The sequence below is a fragment of the Pseudomonas sp. IPO3747 genome, from assembly GCF_013385245.1.
GTDB classification, from domain to species: domain Bacteria; phylum Pseudomonadota; class Gammaproteobacteria; order Pseudomonadales; family Pseudomonadaceae; genus Aquipseudomonas; species Aquipseudomonas edaphica.
Map to the genome: position 1 here is coordinate 296,983 of NZ_JACAQL010000002.1, position 17,654 is coordinate 314,636.

General features: G+C 57.1%; 15 protein-coding genes. 6 read left to right on the forward strand and 9 right to left on the reverse strand.

The window, feature by feature from the left end; all coding sequences use genetic code 11:
* Positions 1-11: 11 nt before the first annotated feature.
* The 6 genes from HX790_RS02615 to HX790_RS02640 are packed head-to-tail and all read left to right on the forward strand — an operon-like array spanning position 12 to position 8,325.
* Positions 12-1,634: an O-antigen ligase gene (locus tag HX790_RS02615; RefSeq protein ID WP_176991195.1), complete on the forward strand. Its 1,623-nt coding sequence runs from the start codon at positions 12-14 to the stop codon at positions 1,632-1,634.
* Positions 1,634-3,475 (forward strand): asparagine synthase (glutamine-hydrolyzing), encoded by a 1,842-nt coding sequence (asnB, locus tag HX790_RS02620; RefSeq protein WP_099549093.1) that lies wholly within the window; start codon positions 1,634-1,636, stop codon positions 3,473-3,475. Before HX790_RS02615 ends, asnB begins: the two co-directional genes overlap by 1 nt.
* A gap of 60 nt (positions 3,476-3,535) precedes the next feature.
* Positions 3,536-5,164, forward strand: coding sequence for a heparinase II/III family protein (locus HX790_RS02625; protein WP_176991196.1), 1,629 nt, complete (start codon positions 3,536-3,538; stop codon positions 5,162-5,164).
* Between the two features lie 7 nt (positions 5,165-5,171).
* Positions 5,172-6,350 (forward strand): glycosyltransferase family 4 protein, encoded by a 1,179-nt coding sequence (locus tag HX790_RS02630; RefSeq protein ID WP_176991197.1) that lies wholly within the window; start codon positions 5,172-5,174, stop codon positions 6,348-6,350.
* Positions 6,351-6,352: 2 nt separating this feature from the next.
* Positions 6,353-7,312 carry an SDR family oxidoreductase gene (locus tag HX790_RS02635; protein ID WP_138449026.1) on the forward strand — a complete coding sequence of 320 codons (960 nt, stop codon included), beginning with the start codon at positions 6,353-6,355 and terminating at the stop codon, positions 7,310-7,312.
* On the forward strand, positions 7,309-8,325 hold the full coding sequence (locus HX790_RS02640; protein ID WP_176991198.1) for a glycosyltransferase family 4 protein: 1,017 nt from the start codon (positions 7,309-7,311) through the stop codon (positions 8,323-8,325). Before HX790_RS02635 ends, HX790_RS02640 begins: the two co-directional genes overlap by 4 nt.
* 60 nt (positions 8,326-8,385) lie before the next feature.
* Here HX790_RS02640 and HX790_RS02645 read toward each other — a convergent pair whose 3' ends face one another.
* The 9 genes from HX790_RS02645 to serC all read right to left on the reverse strand — a co-directional run bounded on the left by HX790_RS02645 (position 8,386) and on the right by serC (position 17,546).
* A complete protein-coding gene (locus tag HX790_RS02645) occupies positions 8,386-8,613 on the reverse strand; it encodes a LapA family protein (protein WP_169985671.1) in 228 nt (75 codons plus the stop codon).
* Between the two features lie 19 nt (positions 8,614-8,632).
* Positions 8,633-8,926, reverse strand: coding sequence for an integration host factor subunit beta (gene ihfB / locus HX790_RS02650; RefSeq protein ID WP_003172657.1), 294 nt, complete (start codon positions 8,924-8,926; stop codon positions 8,633-8,635).
* Positions 8,927-9,058: 132 nt separating this feature from the next.
* Positions 9,059-9,343 (reverse strand): hypothetical protein, encoded by a 285-nt coding sequence (locus HX790_RS02655; protein WP_017136101.1) that lies wholly within the window; start codon positions 9,341-9,343, stop codon positions 9,059-9,061.
* A 161-nt stretch (positions 9,344-9,504) separates the two neighbouring features.
* Positions 9,505-11,199 (reverse strand): 30S ribosomal protein S1, encoded by a 1,695-nt coding sequence (rpsA, locus tag HX790_RS02660; RefSeq protein WP_017136102.1) that lies wholly within the window; start codon positions 11,197-11,199, stop codon positions 9,505-9,507.
* A gap of 120 nt (positions 11,200-11,319) precedes the next feature.
* Positions 11,320-12,009 (reverse strand): (d)CMP kinase, encoded by a 690-nt coding sequence (gene cmk / locus HX790_RS02665; RefSeq protein WP_003172653.1) that lies wholly within the window; start codon positions 12,007-12,009, stop codon positions 11,320-11,322.
* Entirely contained in the window at positions 12,006-14,216 is a 2,211-nt protein-coding gene (locus HX790_RS02670; protein WP_026013608.1) for a bifunctional prephenate dehydrogenase/3-phosphoshikimate 1-carboxyvinyltransferase, read from the reverse strand. Before HX790_RS02670 ends, cmk begins: the two co-directional genes overlap by 4 nt.
* A 28-nt stretch (positions 14,217-14,244) precedes the next feature.
* On the reverse strand, positions 14,245-15,357 hold the full coding sequence (gene hisC, locus HX790_RS02675) for a histidinol-phosphate transaminase (RefSeq protein ID WP_017136104.1): 1,113 nt from the start codon (positions 15,355-15,357) through the stop codon (positions 14,245-14,247).
* A 9-nt stretch (positions 15,358-15,366) separates the two neighbouring features.
* Entirely contained in the window at positions 15,367-16,461 is a 1,095-nt protein-coding gene (gene pheA, locus HX790_RS02680; protein ID WP_003172650.1) for a prephenate dehydratase, read from the reverse strand.
* Positions 16,461-17,546: a 3-phosphoserine/phosphohydroxythreonine transaminase gene (gene serC, locus HX790_RS02685; RefSeq protein ID WP_026013609.1), complete on the reverse strand. Its 1,086-nt coding sequence runs from the start codon at positions 17,544-17,546 to the stop codon at positions 16,461-16,463. Before serC ends, pheA begins: the two co-directional genes overlap by 1 nt.
* Between the last annotated feature and the right edge of the window lie 108 nt (positions 17,547-17,654).

Below are 17,654 nucleotides of genomic sequence, written 5' to 3' on the forward strand. Positions count from 1 at the left end.
GGAGTACCGCAATGCGTCAACCTGACTGCGTAAAAAATTCCATGGCGATCACGGCGGCAGCGCTCATCGCCATTTTATTTATGCTGGATCCTGGCGTGCTTTTCTACACGGCCATTATCGGCAGCGCTTTATTGGTATTGACGGCCATCATGTCGCCTTGGCTGGGTTTATTGGCGCTATTCCCATTGGCCTTTGCTCTCCACCCCGCGCCCACTTCGCTGGGCGCTCAGGAAGTGGCGTTTGCTGCCCTGCTGGTGGCGGTATTCCTCAGCGCATTGATCAAATTGCTCCGTACTCTGGGTTTTACATCGGTCCTGCGCCTGTTCGCCGCGCCATTGCTAATAGGCCTTGGGTTTCTAGTGCTGAACCTGGTTGTAGCGATGTACCACCATGTTCCGATGACTGATTGGCTCAGAGGGGTCGTGCCCTTTCTGTTTATCTATGCACTGATCCCGATCTGCGCTCTTGTAGGCCGCGAAGAAAACAACGTTCGTTGGCTCGGCGCTTCGGTGGGAACCCTGATTTTATTGACCGCAGGCTACATCGTTTTCTATTACTTCTATCACGGTCTGTGGCAGCCGTACTGGACCCTTGAGGTCAACGGGGAGATGGTAAAAATCCCTTATGAAGAAGCGCTGCGCAACGTTAACGCACAGGGCCCAATGCGTGATCGCATCACCATGGTGCTGGCGCAAGCAACCGACGCGATCCTGCCGCTGGGCATGGTGCTCGGCTATGTCGTCGGCACGCTGACCCCTGACCGAAGGGTTGCATGGATCAGTGGCCTGATATCGCTGCTGTGCACAGCCGCCGTGCTGATCACATTCACACGAAGCATGCTGATCAGTGCATTTCTCGTCATTGGCTTGTTCGCGCTCTATACCTTTTTCGCGCGCAGGCACTTATGGCTAAAAGTAGTATCCGGCATTGTCATTCAAGCGCTGTTTTGCCTTGTGTTTATTTTTGCCACCGGCATGCAAGACGTATGGCTCGGGCGCATGAACTCCCTGGCGAATACTGCATTACCTATCGCAACCTCTTCCATTGCGTCCATGGGAGAGAAACACACGCAACCTGACGCTGCGGCGCCTGTAGCCTCCGAATCCAAGCCCGCTGCCAACGAGAAGCAGGACTTCAACGTCTCTTCCCGGGTACAGGAATATAAAATCGCCTGGCGCATGTTTCAGGACCACCCCGCGCTGGGCAATGGTATCGGGATCAAACACGAGATGCGCTGGGAGAGACCCGGCGGTGATTCATTCACGGAGTCAGTTGGCTATATCCATAACTGGCCACTGTACATGCTGATGGTCGGCGGCGTCTTAGGGCTGCTGATGTACATCACTGTCCTCGGTGCTCCCGTTTTATATCGGTTCACCACTCTAAAATCCGACCCCGCTCACCTCACCGTGATTCGCACGGCGGTCATGACGCTGGCGATCTACGGGTTGTTCTTCGCGGTGTTTCGCCTGATCTCTTTCAACTTACTGCTCGCAGCAGCTTGGGGCGTAATGCTGGCGCATAAGCATTCAAATCAAATGATGGGTACCGCCTTGCCTGACGGGCATACAGCGTCACTCTCCAACACCAGGCCGGAAACGGTCGTCAAAGACCCCAGGGAGACGTCGGTATAATGTGTGGCCTCAGCTTTTTTGCAGTCAAAGACGGTGTACCCGAGACCCAGGCCCAAATGGAAAAAAGCCTGGCGGTTACACGGCACCGTGGCCCGGATGCATCCGGCACCTATTTCGCCAGTGTCGCGGGCTATCAGGTAGGGCTAGGACACAACAGGCTGAGCATCCTGGATTTGTCACCGACTGGCAGCCAGCCGATGTTTGCCGACAATCATGGTGTAAGTATCGTGTTCAATGGCGAGGTGTTTAACCATCACGAATTGCGCCGGCAACTGATCGAAAAAGGCTATACCTTCAAAGGCACCTCCGATACCGAAGTTATCCTGCAATTGTACGTAGAACATCAAGAGCAGGCCTTTGCACTGCTTGAAGGCATGTTCACGTTTGTCATATTGGATGAGCCGCGCCAAAAAACCTTTCTGGTAAGGGACGTCGTTGGCATCAAGCCGGTGTATTGCTACACCGGCGTCGACGGCTTCTACGCCTGCTCAGAAATCCGCGGCCTGAAATGTTTTTCGCAGGTAAACACCGACATAGACCCTGATGATGTCTTTGAGTTTTTCAACAACGGCTTTCTCTACGAACCCAACACCGGCTACACATCCATCAAGAAACTGATGCCCGGTAGTTACCTGGCGTTCGACCTGGCAACCGGCAAGATGACAACCCAGCGTTACCAGAGCGCCATGAACTTCAAGACCGAGCAAAGCCTCGTGCAGGATGTGCGTTCTGCCGTGACGCGCCAATTGGAAGCGGACGTCCCGGTCGGGGTATTTTTCAGTGGTGGCGCAGACTCCAGCATCCTGGCAAGTTTCACCGGTGATGCTGACTTATTTTTTGCACAGTACGACGCAACGGACGACTCCGCTGTCGATACGAAGTTTTCCGCCAGGATCGCCGAACACCTTGGCAAAAAGCTGGTGGTCACGGAGATTCTCGACTCAGATATAGACCCCTTCGAGTCCATCGACTTCGTCGCTGCCAACACCGAAGAACTGGTATCCGACTATACGTTCTGGGCAACCTACCGCTTGTCCACCGAAGCCAGGAAAAGTGGATATACCGTCATGCTCAGTGGCATGGGCGGAGATGAGGCGTTTGCAGGTTACCCACGCTACACAGTACTCAAGCATCACACACTCATCAGGCTGCTGTATCCCGTATTAAGTACACTGCTAAAACTCAAGTTATTTCCAAAGCGGCTCGACAAAAAGTTCGAACGGTTGGTGTCCTATGCTCAGGAAAACTATTGGCCCCTGGCGTATTCGCGCATGCTGGGGTACTTCTCCCGCCAAGAGTTGCAGGGCTTTTTTCGTGACTACAACGAGCTTGAACGACACTACAAGCAACGCCTGTCCGGCGTAATGGATCAGTACAGCGGCGCCGTTGAAGACAAAGTCAAATGTGCACAGCATTTTGACCAGACAGGCTTCTTGAGCCATAACCTGAGTGTCTCGGACAAGGCCAGTATGCTGGCCAGTATCGAACTGCGCGTCCCCTTGCTGGACGAGCGCGTGGTGGCCAGCGGTCTTGCAACCTCAAGTGCAGATTTGCTTAAAGGCGGAGCGCCAAAGGCCCCACTCAAGGAGCTGCTGAAAAGTCTGCTTCCCGCCTCATTGGTTGATCGCCCCAAAACAGGCTTCAACCCACCTCTGGATGGGATTATCCAACGCATAGGCCAACAACGCCTGCTCACCGAGTTCGAGCGCATCTACACCTATGTGGCCCGAGGAGAGGTGGAAAAATTAGTGAACAATCATTTTTCAGGCAGCGCAAACAACACCTACAAACTCTGGCAGGTGTTGTACTTCGAGCGCTGGCTGAAAATAAATTTCCCTTAACTGGCGTCAGTCAATACTCACTACTTTAAGTTTCAAGTGACTGACCTAAGCAGGACGTTGATGCAACGAATAATCAAGCTCTACCACACCGTTAAAATGCTGCGATTGAAGCAGGTTGTTTACCGTCTTTACTATCGCTTCGCTAAAGTTCGGCCTTTTTCGGCGCAAGGCTTTACCCGGCGCCCCGGAATTAACCTGGCGAAGGCTCCCCATTGGTGTGCCTCGCGCTTCGGTGCCGACGAACAGTTTGAATTCATGGGCCTGACGGCGCCGATTGATTGGCACGATCAGACACGCCCGAAAATTTGGCAATACAACCTGCATTATCTGGATCATCTGGCCTCTTCAGGCGAAGACCGAAGAGACTTCGACACGCGCCTGGTCAACAGTTGGATCACAAACAACGCCCCCTTTCATGGATGCGGCTGGGAACCCTACACGCTCTCTTTACGCATCGTAAATCTGATCAAGTGGCTGCAACAACAACCGAGCCTGGAACCGCACTGGCTGGACAGCCTGGCTACACAGGCCCACGCGCTGTCTGAACAGATCGAATATCACATTCTCGCTAACCATTTGTTCGTGAATGGCAAGGCACTGGTGTTTGCCGGGAGCTTTCTGAACGGCGATCGGGCAGACAGCTGGCTGTCCAAGGGTTTGAAGATCCTTGATGAGGAAATCAAGGAGCAGTTTCTGGCGGACGGTGCGCACTTCGAACTTTCACCCATGTACCACGCGTCTCTTCTTTGGGACATCTGCGACCTGCTGAACCTGGCCACTCACTCCGAGCTGCCGAAACTTAACATTCGCAAAAACCAATGGAAACACCAGATTGAGCAAGGCCTGGTCTGGTTACGCAGCCTCCAGCACCCGGACGGTGGCATTGCGTTCTTTAATGACTCGGCATTCGGCATTGCACCCACACTGCTCGATATAGAGGCGTACGCGCTTGAATTGGGATGCCGTGCGCCCAATGACATGCCCACCGCTACGATTGCAGCTGTACACCAGGTTGAAAGTGGCTACGTGGCGATCAATTTTGGCGATCAGTGCAAAGCATTGTTGAACCTTGCGCAGGTTGCGCCTGATTACCAGCCAGGTCATACCCATGCGGACACCCTGAGCTTCGAACTCAGCCTGTTTGGACAGCGCGTGTTCGTCAACTCTGGAACGTCTCAATACGGCGAAGACGCGGAACGTCAACGGCAACGCAGCACGGCAGCGCACAACACAATAGAAGTGAACGGTGAAAACTCATCTGAAGTCTGGGCCGGATTCAGGGTCGCACGGCGCGCACGTACCACCGTGGGTAAGCTGGAACAAACAGTCGATACCGTACGTATCAGCGGCAGCCATGACGGCTACCTGCGTCTACCGGGGAAAAACCTGCACGTTCGCGAGTGGGTTGCGATGGCCGGTGAATTACAGGTGATAGATTCCGTCTCCGGCACATTCGATCAAGCTGTATCAAGGCTATTTTTACACCCTGATATCCGTATCACTCAACAAGGCAACACGGTAACGATCACCCTGCCCGGCGGTCAGGTCGCTGTCGCGACACTAGAGGGCGCAACCCGGATCAATGTGGTGTCTTCCACATGGCATCCGGAATTCGGCAAGTCTGTTCCCAATCAGTGCATCGTCGCTGAAATGTCGACAGACAAACTGACCACCCGCATAACCTGGTGAGGCTTACGTGAAACTTTTGATTTTGAGCTTTTACTACCAGCCTGATCTGTCAGCCGGTTCATTCCGCACGACAGCACTGGTAGACGCACTTCTGGAGCAACTCCCTGCAGACGCCCATATTGAGTTGATCACAACCCTGCCGAATCGCTACAGCTCCTTCAGCAGTCAAGCCCCGGAACTGGAGAAGCACCCGAGGCTCACCATCCGCCGAGTGGCCCTGCCTGGCCACAAGAGCGGGATGGTCGATCAAGCAAGAGCGTTTCTGGTGTATGCCAACGCTGCACGCAAGATTGTGCGAAACCAAGACTACGATCTTGTCTATGCGACTTCTTCACGCCTGATGACCGCTACGCTGGGAGCGGTGATCGCACGCACAAAACGAACGCCGCTCTACTTGGATATACGCGACATCTTTGTCGACACGATCAAGGATGTGCTGTCCAAAGAAAAAGTCTGGTTGCTTAAACCCTTATTATCGCTGGTTGAACGTTTTACCATTCACTCGGCGCAAAAGGTCAACCTGGTCTCTGAAGGTTTTCTTCCTTACTTCAAATCACGCTATCCCGACCAACGCTACTCCACCTATACGAATGGCATCGATGGCGAATTCCTGGATGCGCAACCCGTCGCTAAAGAAAAGGTGCCCAGCCCGATCCTGGACATTGTCTATGCGGGAAATATCGGTGAAGGCCAGGGGCTGCACAACATTATCCCCCAACTGGCCAAACAACTTGAAGGGAAGGTGCGATTCCGCGTGATCGGCGACGGAGGCCGGATCGAGCTGTTAAAACAAGCCATTGTCACTCACGCCTGTACTAACGTTGAACTCTTGAAACCGGTCAAGCGCGAACAATTGATCGAGGCTTATCAGTCGGCGGATGTGCTTTTCCTGCATTTGAACGACCACGACGCCTTCCGCAAAGTCTTGCCATCAAAAGTCTTTGAATACGCTGCACTGGGCAAACCGATCTGGGCGGGCATCTCTGGTTACGCAGCCAGTTTTGTCTCTGAACATATTGAAAACGCTGCCGTGTTTGCGCCGTGTGACGCCGCCGCAGGGATCCAGTCCTTCAAGACTCTCAATATTATGACGCGCCCGCGCCATGCCTTCGTCGAGCGTTTCGCGCGTGGCCGCATCATGCGCGAAATGGCGAAAGATGTTCTTTCACTCACAGGAACTCCTTGATTATGCAAATCCTCCTGACGGGAGCGAGTGGCTTTGTCGGTAGCGGGTTAATCGCGCCACTGCTTAAACGCCAGCACTCGATTACCGCTGCTGTACGCGAGCTCAAGGCCGATCTTGATACGCGCGTCAACCAGCGCCTTATCGGCGGGCTATCCGACGATCAGGATTGGCAGCTGTTGCTCGAGAGCCAAGAAACGGTGATCCACCTGGCCGCCCGGGTCCATGTCATGAGTGACGCATCCACCGATCCACTTGCCGAATACCGGCGGATCAATGTCGAAGGCACCTTAAACCTGGCCCGCCAAGCGGCGGCTGCCGGGGTTAAGCGCTTTATATTTATCAGCTCGATCAAGGTCAATGGCGAGAGCACGGCGACTGGCGCGCCGTATACGGCTGACGGTCCCACAACCCCTACCGACCCTTACGGCATCTCCAAAAAGGAAGCAGAGCAAGGCCTGCGAAAACTGGCTTCTGAAACTGGCATGGAAGTGGTGATCATTCGTCCCGTATTGGTCTACGGACCCGGCGTTCAAGCGAACTTCCTGAGCATGATGCGCTGGTTGCATAAAGGCCTGCCCTTGCCCTTTGGCGCCGTGAACAATCGACGCAGCCTGGTTGCCCTGGACAACTTGATTGATTTGATTGTGACGTGCACCGAGCACCCCGCTGCCGCCAATCAAACCTTCCTGGTCAGTGACGGGGAGGACCTCTCGACCACAGCGCTTTTGCGTCGAATGGGAACGGCTCTGAACAAGCCCGCACGCTTGCTACCTGTGCCGAGTTGGTTGCTGCAAACCGGCGCCACTGCGCTGGGTCGCCGGGCACTCGCTCAAAGGCTATGCGGCTCCCTGCAGGTCGATATTGGCAAGACCCGCGAACTGCTGGGCTGGACACCGCCGAGCAGCGTTGACCAGGCACTGAGTAAAACAGGTAAACACTTTTTGGAACGGCAAACTAAATGAATATGTGGTGGTTGTTACCGGCTGTGACGATTGTCGCACTCCTTTTAACGGGGGCCTTGCGTCATTACGCTCTGGCTCGAAGCCTGATCGACATCCCGAATGCGCGCAGCTCGCACGTCGTGCCTACGCCCAGGGGCGGTGGTGTCTCGATCGTCGTCAGCTTTCTGTTAGCGCTATTGCTGACTGCCAGCCTTGGCCTGATTACATGGCCACTCACGTACGCATTATTCGGCGCCGGGACCGGCATCGCGGTATTGGGTTTTTTGGACGACCATGGCCATATCAGCGCACGTTGGCGCCTGCTAGGGCACTTTATAGCCGCGGCATGGGCACTGTTCTGGATCGGTGGCCTGCCGCCGCTGGTGGTGGCGGGATTCGCCGTCGACTTGAGCTGGATCGGCCATATGCTGGCAGCGGTCTACCTGGTATGGCTGCTGAACTTGTATAACTTCATGGATGGAATTGATGGAATAGCCAGCGTCGAGGCTATTTGTGTATGCCTTGGCAGTGCGCTGCTCTATTGGCTAACAGGTCATGAGCTGATCGCGTTTACACCGTTATTACTGGCGTTTGCAGTGGTTGGCTTCCTGTATTGGAACTTCCCAAAAGCCCGTATCTTCATGGGCGATGCGGGCAGCGGGTTCCTCGGCATCACGCTGGGGGTGCTGTCGCTGCAAGCGGCCTGGGTCTCGCCGCAGCTACTGTGGAGCTGGCTGATCCTGCTGGGTGTGTTTATCACTGATGCGACATGGACCTTGCTGCGCCGCCTGCTCAGAGGCGACAAAGTCTATGAGGCCCACCGCAGCCACGCCTACCAGTTCGCTTCTCGCCAGTTCGGTAAACACGCACCCGTTACCCTGGTGGTAGCGGCAATCAACATTGGATGGCTGTTACCTATGGCGCTGCTCGTGGGCAACGGCACGTTGGATGGCTTTCTGGGACTGCTGGTGGCCTATCTGCCGCTGATAGCGCTGGCCGTAAAGTTCAGGGCTGGAGAGAAAGAACCGAATTGAACCAGTGCAAAGGGGCGGCGATCGCCTCCCCTTCCTTCCACTCATCAATAGTGGCCAGGATCAAACTCGAGTCTTGCGCCGCGCCCTGGCAACCCACGCCATCAGTGGGCCAACAAGCATTCCGACCAATAGAGCGAGCACTACGAAAACAGAAATTGGTAACTGCGGGGCTGCCCAACTCAGAAACTGCAGAGAAACCGACTGTTGATTTTCCAGCACAAATGCCACGATGCACAGCAGCAGCACCAACACTACCAGCATTGCAATAACACGCGTCAATCTACTCATGCCCACTCCCTCACGAGTATCAAACCTCGTCTTCATCCTCATTAACTCGATCGCGCAATTCCTTGCCCGGCTTGAAGTGAGGCACAAACTTGCCGTCAAGGCTGACGGATTGCCCGGTTTTCGGGTTGCGACCCACTCGCGGTGCACGGTAGTGCAGGGAGAAACTGCCAAAACCACGGATCTCAATTCGATCCCCGGTAGCCAGGCATTGGGACATCTGTTCAAGCATAGTCTTGATAGCCAGCTCTACATCCTTGGATGAAAGCAGCCCTTGATGGGTGACAATTCGTTCGATCAACTCCGACTTCGTCATATTTTTCCCTTCTTTTTCAAGCAGCTAGGAAAAGCGCTTCGAAGGTTTTAGCATGACTTGGTGAATTTGAACAGCCCACCTGCCAACTTATCTGCAGCATAAACGGATACCCGGAACACATGCTTGACCCCCTCAATTACAGATCACCAACATGGTACGAGTGACAGCGCCGGCAGGGTTCCAGCCGAACAGATAGTCACCCTCCTCGTCCTTGGCATCACTGGATCGGGTGATGACCTTGTAGCCCTGCATCTTGCACTCCCGGGCAGCGCGCTTCTCACACTTGTCCCAGTTGCTGCCAAGGCCCGAGCAATCGATCTCAATGCCGCTGACGCCGCGCTTGGCGTGTGTTTTGGCACTGGTGGCAGTGCAGCCGGCCAGCAGCACCACTGCAAATAAAACGATAAGCCTGTTCATTCAAATCCTTATTGAAACAACAACACAGCGGAGCATTTGTTAAGAACTATAGTCAGCTCTGACACTGGGCTGCACGCCTTGGTTCTAACTTGTTGATTCAACGAATTTCAGGCACAAAAAAGGGCGACCGAAGTCGCCCTTTTTCTATGGTCTGACAGAACTTAGTTCTGCTTTTCCATTTGTGCACGCAACAGGTCGCCCAGAGTGGTCGGACCCGAAGCGATGTCAGAGGTAGCTGGCTTGTCGCGCAGGCTCTGGATTGCTTCTTTCTCTTCGATCTCGTCCTTGGACTTGATGGAGAGTTGGATCACGCGGCTCTTGCGGTCAACGCTGATGATCTTGGCTTCTACTTCCTGGCCTTCTTTCAGAACGTTGCGCGCGTCTTCAACGCGGTCACGGCTGATTTCGGAGGCTTTCAGAGTCGCTTCGATATCGTCGGCCAGAACGATGATGGCGCCTTTGGCGTCAACTTCTTTCACAGTGCCTTTAACGATTGCGCCTTTGTCGTTCTCTTGAACGTACTCGGAGAACGGATCGCTTTCCAGTTGCTTGATACCCAGGGAGATGCGCTCGCGCTCTGGGTCAACCGACAGGATAACGGTGTCCAGCTCGTCGCCCTTCTTGAAACGACGAACAGCTTCTTCGCCCACTTCGTTCCAGGAGATGTCGGACAGGTGAACCAGGCCGTCGATGCCGCCGTCCAGACCAATGAAGATACCGAAATCGGTGATCGACTTGATGGTGCCGGAGATTTTATCGCCCTTGTTGAACTGGCCAGAGAAATCTTCCCATGGGTTAGATTTGCACTGCTTGATGCCCAGGGAGATACGACGACGCTCTTCGTCGATGTCCAGAACCATAACTTCCACTTCGTCGCCGACTTGTACGACTTTCGAAGGGTGGATGTTCTTGTTGGTCCAGTCCATTTCGGAAACGTGTACCAGGCCTTCCACGCCTTCTTCCAGCTCTGCGAAGCAGCCGTAGTCGGTCAGGTTGGTAACACGCGCGGTTACGCGAGTGCTTTCTGGGTAACGAGCTTTGATAGCAACCCATGGATCTTCGCCCAGCTGCTTCAAGCCCAGGGAAACGCGGTTACGCTCACGATCGTACTTCAGAACCTTGACATCGATCTCGTCGCCAACGTTGACGATTTCGGAAGGATGCTTGATACGCTTCCAAGCCATGTCGGTAATGTGCAGCAGGCCATCGACGCCACCCAGATCGACGAATGCGCCGTAATCGGTGAGGTTCTTGACGATACCTTTGACTTGTTGGCCTTCCTGCAGGGATTCCAGCAGAGCTTCACGCTCGGCGGAGTTCTCTGCTTCCAGGACGCTGCGACGGGAAACGACAACGTTGTTGCGCTTCTGGTCGAGTTTGATGACCTTGAATTCGAGTTCTTTGCCTTCCAGGTGCGTGGTGTCGCGCACAGGACGAACGTCGACCAAAGAACCTGGCAGGAACGCACGGATGCCGTTAACGTCGACAGTGAAGCCGCCTTTAACCTTACCGTTGATAACGCCCTTGACCACTTCTTCAGCTGCGAAGGCTGCTTCGAGAACAATCCAGCATTCAGCGCGCTTGGCTTTTTCACGGGACAGCTTGGTTTCACCGAAACCGTCTTCAACCGAGTCCAGAGCAACGTGAACTTCGTCACCGACATTGATAGTCAGATCGCCAGCATCGTTGTAGAACTGTTCCAGCGGGATCAGAGCTTCAGACTTCAGACCAGCGTGAACGGTTACCCAGCGAGCTTGGTAATCGATATCAACGATAACACCGGTGATGATGGAGCCTGCCTGAAGGTTCAGGGTTTTTAGGCTTTCTTCAAAGAGTTCCGCAAAGCTTTCGCTCATTTTAATTCCTGTTGATAAGGGCGAAGAATACGCCCATCTCCACACCCCAGACGGTGTGGGTCAGTTTCAGTTAAAAGAAGCCACCGCAGGACTATGACTGGTCCCCTGCGGCCTTCTTGATCACCCGGCGATATCGCGAATGGCGATTTCACTCAAGATGCGTTCCAGCACCTGCTCGATGGACAACTCCGTGGAATCCAGCTGTATGGCGTCAGCCGCCGGCTTTAGCGGGGCTACCGCACGCTGGGTATCACGCTCATCGCGTGCACGGATCTCATCTAGCAGACTCGACAGACTAACACCATCGACTTTGCCCTTCAACTGCAAGTAACGGCGGCGAGCACGCTCCTCGGCGCTGGCGGTCAGGAAAATCTTCAGCGGCGCCTCGGGAAACACCACGGTACCCATGTCACGGCCATCAGCGACCAGGCCCGGCGGCTCCTGAAACGCCCGCTGGCGCTGCAGCAATGCGTCACGCACGGCCGGCAGAGCGGCAACCTGGGAGGCCCAGGAGCCGACTTGTTCGTTGCGCAGGTCATCGGTCACGTCATCACCCTCAAGGATGATGCGCTGCGGATGACCTTCCGTCGCGCCGACGAACTGCACATCAAGGTGCGCCGCCAGCAGCTTCAGGGATTCTTCGTTGGTCAGGTCGACGCCATGGTTGCGTGCGGCAAAGGCCAGCAGGCGGTACAGCGCGCCGGAATCCAGCAGGCACCAGCCCAGGCGCTTGGCCAGAATGCCGGCGATCGTGCCTTTGCCCGAGCCGCTTGGCCCGTCGATGGTAATCACCGGTGCTTTGATATTCACAATTGAGCCTCTTGGGCAACACGGATGCCGACGTGGGCACACAGTGTAAGAAAATTCGGAAAAGACGTAGCAACATTGGCGCAGTCACGGATACGAATCGGCGCGGCCGCCCGTAGGGAGGCCACGCTGAACGCCATGGCGATGCGGTGATCACCATGGGATTGCACTTCGCCACCGCCCATCGGGCCACCGTCAATGATAATCCCATCAGGTGTCGGTTCACACTTCACGCCAAGGGCCAACAGACCATCGGCCATGACCTGGATGCGGTCGGACTCCTTGACCCGCAGTTCTTCGGCGCCACGCAGCACGGTGCGCCCTTTGGCGCAGGCCGCCGCCACGAACAACACCGGGAACTCGTCGATCGCCAGCGGCACCAGGGCCTCGGGAATCTCGATGCCTTTTAACTCAGCGGCGCGCACGCGCAGGTCGGCAACTGGCTCACCGCCCACTTCACGCGGGTTTTCCAGGGTGATATCCGCGCCCATCAGCCGCAGGATATCGATCACGCCAGTGCGCGTCGGGTTAACGCCAACGTGCTCCAGCAGCAACTCGGAGCCTTCAGCAATCGAAGCCGCCACCAGAAAGAACGCCGAAGAGGAAATATCCCCCGGCACTTCTATATGTGTAGCCTTCAATGCATGGCCCGACTCGACAGACGCCGTAGCCCCCGCCACGGCAACCGGATAACCAAACCCACGCAACATCCGCTCGGTATGATCACGGGTCGGCGCAGGCTCGGTCACCGAGGTCTTGCCCTCGGCATACAACCCGGCCAGCAACAGGCAGGACTTCACCTGCGCACTGGCCATCGGCATCGAATAGTCCAGGCCTTTGAGCGCCTGGCCACCGCGAATTGTCAACGGCGGATGCCCGTCCGGCCCGGTCTCGATCACTGCGCCCATTTCCCGCAGTGGCTTGGCCACGCGGTTCATCGGGCGTTTGGACAGCGATGCATCACCGGTCAACACACTGTCAAAGCGCTGCGCCGCGAGCAACCCGGACAGCAAACGCATCGACGTACCGGAGTTACCCAGGTAGATCGGCCCCGGCGCCGGCTGCAAACCGTGCAAACCCACGCCATGAATCGTCACGCGCCCATGGTGCGGCCCTTCAATCACAACGCCCATGTCACGAAACGCTTGCAGGGTTGCCAGGGCATCTTCGCCTTCAAGGAAACCTTCGACTTCGGTCACGCCGTCGGCCAATGAACCCAGCATGATCGAACGATGGGAGATCGACTTGTCGCCCGGCACCCGGATCTGCCCGCTCAAGCGGCCGCCCGGGTTGGCGAGAAAGGTCTGCTCATTGGCGTTCACAGCGGTTTCCATGTAGGCCCGGCGCGCCAGGATCTTGCTGAAATGCTCACGCGCCACCCGCGCACGGGTAAACACGCCCAATAATTGATGGCCATCACCCGCATCAACCGCATCGCGCAAGGCGTCGAGGTCACTGCGGAAGGTGTCCAGGGTGCGCAACACAGCTTCACGATTGGCGAGGAAGATGTCGTGCCACATCACCGGGTCACTGCCGGCAATCCGCGTGAAATCGCGAAAACCACCGGCGGCGTAACGGAAAATCTCAAGGTTTTCGTTGCGCTTGGCCAGAGAATCCACCAAGCCAAAGGCCAGCAAGTGCGGCAAATGGCTGGTCGCCGCCAACACTTCGTCGTGGCGCTCGACCTGCATATGCTCGACATCGGCGCCCAATTCGCGCCACAGACGATCCACCACCGCCAAGGCCGCCGGATCGGTCTGCTCAAGCGGGGTCAGAATCACCTTATGGCGACGGAACAACTGCGCATTGGACGCCTCGACGCCGCTCTGCTCGGAACCGGCAATCGGATGGCCCGGCACAAAACGCGCCGGCATGCCGCCAAATGCGAGTTTGGCGGCGCGCACCACATTGCCCTTGGCACTGCCGACGTCCGTGAGGATCGCCTGCCCAAGGTCCATGCCGGCCAGCAAGGCCAGCAACTTCTCCATCGCCAGAATCGGCACGGCGAGCTGGATCACATCCGCGCCCTGGCACGCCAGCGCCAGGTCTGCCTCACAGCGGTCCACCACGCCCAGCTCCACCGCCAGCTTGCGCGATTGCGGGTCAAGGTCCACACCGACCACCTCGCCACACAGCCCGCTTTCACGCAGGCCCTTGGCGAAGGAGCCACCGATCAACCCCAGGCCGACCACCACCAGGCGACCGATCATAGGCACAGCAGGTTGCAATGCAGTGACATCAACCACGAGCCAGAACCTTGGCCAACGCCTCCAGGAAGCGACTGTTTTCGGCCGGCAAGCCAATGGTGATACGCAGGTGGTTCGGCATGCCGTAGTTGGCCACCGGGCGCACGATCACGCCTTCGCGCAGCAGGCCCTGGAACACCGGCGCGGCGACTTGGCCGAGGTCCACACAAATAAAGTTGCCCTTGGAAGGAATCCAGCCCAGGCCCAGCTCACGGAAACCTTCCTGCAGCTGCAGCATGCCGCTTTCATTGATGCGACGGCCTTCTTCGAGGTACTCGGCATCCTTGACCGCCGCACACGCCGCCGCCAACGCCAGGCTGTTGACGTTGAACGGCTGGCGCACACGGTTGAGCACATCGGCAACCACCGCGGTGGACAAGCCGTAACCCACGCGCAGCGATGCCAGGCCGTAGGCCTTGGAGAAGGTACGCGACACCAGCAGGTTCGGGTAAGCCGCCAGGAAGTCCAGGCCGTCCGGCAGGTCGCTGCCTTCGGCGTACTCGATGTAGGCTTCGTCCAGCACCACCAGCACGTGCTCGGGCACATCCTGCAGGAAGTCGTTCAGCGCCTGGGCGTCGAACCAGGTGCCGGTCGGGTTGTTCGGGTTGGCGATAAACACCACGCGGGTTTGCGCGTCGATGGCCGCCAGCATGGCCGGCAGGTCATGCCCCCAATCCTTGGCAGGAATGACGCGGGCGTCAGCCCCCACAGCCTGGGTCACGATCGGGTAGACGGCGAACGCGTGCTCGCTGAACACCGCATTCAGGCCTGGCGCCAGGTACGCACGGCCGACCAGCTCAAGAATGTCGTTGGAACCGTTGCCCAGGGTTACCTGGTTCGGTTCGACGCGGCAGTTCTCGGCCAGCAGCGACTTGAGGGCGAAGCCATTACCGTCCGGGTAGCGGGTCAGCTCAGTCAGTTCCTCACGAATCGCCGCCAATACTTTTGGGCTTGGGCCCAGCGGGTTTTCGTTACTGGCCAGTTTTACGATCTTCGACGGGTCCAGGTTCAACTCACGCGCCAGCTCGTCCACAGGCTTGCCTGGAACGTAAGGCGACAGTTGTTGCACGCCCGGCTGAGCCAGGGCGAGGAAGTTGCCACTCATGTTAAAGCCTCACAAAACCGCTTTCGGGTAAGAGCCCAGCACCTTGAGTGCCACGGCTTCTTGACTGATTTTCTCCAGCACCCCTTTGACCAGCGGGTCGCGGTGGTGGCCGATGAAGTCGATAAAGAACACATAAGTCCATTTACCGCTGCGCGAAGGGCGAGTTTCGATTCGCGTCAGGTCAATCCCGTTATCGTGGAACGGCACCAGCAGCTCATGCAGCGCGCCGGGCTTGTTGCTCATGGAGACGATGATCGAAGTTTTGTCGTCGCCGGTCGGCGGCACTTCCTGGCTGCCGATCATCAAGAAGCGCGTGGAGTTATCCGGGCGGTCTTCGATTTTTTCGGCCAGGCGCGTCAGGCCATACAGGCCCGCAGCCATGTCACCGGCGATGGCCGCCGAATTCCACTCACCCTTGACCCGCTTGGCCGCTTCGGCGTTGCTGGACACCGCCACGCGCTCGACATTCGGGTAATGCGCGTCCAGCCACTTGCGGCACTGGGCCAGCGATTGGGCGTGGGAGTAGATACGGCTGATGCTGTCGGTCTTGGTGTTCTCGCCCACCAGCAGGTGGTGGTGGATACGCAGTTCGACTTCACCGCAGATCACCATGTCGTGCTCAAGGAAGCTGTCCAGCGTGTGATTGACCGCGCCTTCGGTGGAGTTTTCCACCGGCACCACGCCAAAATTCACCGCACCGGCCGCCACTTCGCGGAACACTTCATCGATGGCCGCCATCGGTTTGCTGATCACCGCGTGGCCAAAATGCTTCATGGCCGCTGCCTGGGTGAAGGTGCCTTCCGGGCCGAGGTACGCCACCTTAAGTGGCTGCTCCAGCGCCAGGCACGACGACATGATTTCACGGAACAACCGCGCCATCTCTTCGTTGCCCAACGGGCCTTTGTTGCGCTCCATCACGCGCTTGAGCACCTGGGCTTCGCGCTCAGGCCGGTAGAACACCGGCACTTCGCCCTCAGCCAGGGACGCCATTTTCACGCGGGCGACTTCCTGGGCGCAACGCGCACGTTCACTGATCAGCTCCAGGACTTTCTCGTCCAGGCTGTCGATGCGTACACGCAGGGCCTTGAGTTCTTGCTCAGACATTAGCCGTGTTCCTTTTCGAACTCTGCCATGTAGGCAACCAGCGCGTTGATCGCGTGGATGTCGACAGCGTTGTAGATGGAGGCGCGCATGCCACCGACCGAACGGTGGCCCTTGAGGTTCAGCAGGCCACGTGCGTCGGCACCGGCCAGGAATGGCTTGTCCAGGCGGTCATCGGCCAGGCGGAACGGCACGTTCATCCACGAGCGGTCGGTGAGGTTGATCGGGTTGCTGTACAGGCCGCTGGCGTCGATGAAGTCGTACAGGGTGCGCTTCTTCTCTTCGTTGAGCTTGCCCATGGCGGCAACACCGCCCTGCTCTTTCAGCCATTCAAACACCAGGCCCGACAGGTACCAGGCGAACGCCGGCGGCGTGTTGTACATCGAGCCATTATCGGCCGCGACCTTGTAGTTGAGCATGGTCGGGCACAGCGAACGCGCGCGACCCAGCAGGTCTTCGCGGACGATGTTGACCAGGATGCCGCTCGGACCGATGTTCTTCTGCGCACCGGCGTAGATCATGCCGTATTTGGACACATCGATCGGGCGCGAGAGGATGTCCGAAGACATGTCGCACACCAACGGCACGTCACCCACTTCCGGCACCCAGTCAAACTCCAGGCCGCCGATGGTTTCGTTGGCGACGTAGTGCACGTAGGCCGCGTCTTTCGACAGCTTCCACTCGTTCTGACCGGGAATGGCGAAGTAATCGTACGGCTTGGCGGTGCCCGCCACGTTGACGTGACCGTAGCGCGAGGCCTCTTCAATCGCCTTCTGACCCCAAATACCCGTGTCGATATAGTCGGCAGTGCCGTCTTCCGGCAGCAGGTTCAATGGGATCTGCGCGAACTGCTGGCTCGCGCCACCTTGCAGGAACAGCACTTTGTAGTTGGAAGGGATGTCCAGCAAGTCGCGCAGATCCTGCTCGGCCTTGGTGGCGATGGACACAAACTCATCGCTGCGATGGCTCATTTCCATCACGGAGAGGCCTTTTCCATGCCAGTCGAGGAGTTCACCCTGCGCACGCTGCAGGACTGCTTCAGGAAGCGCCGCGGGACCGGCACAGAAGTTATAGGCTCTCTTGCTCACATCCAATCTCACTCTGATCTGGTTGGGGCTGCAATCATGTTCGGCAACGGCCTTGCGCTGGCGCGAGCCCTTGTGGGAGCTGGCTTGCCTGCGATACAGGCACCTCGG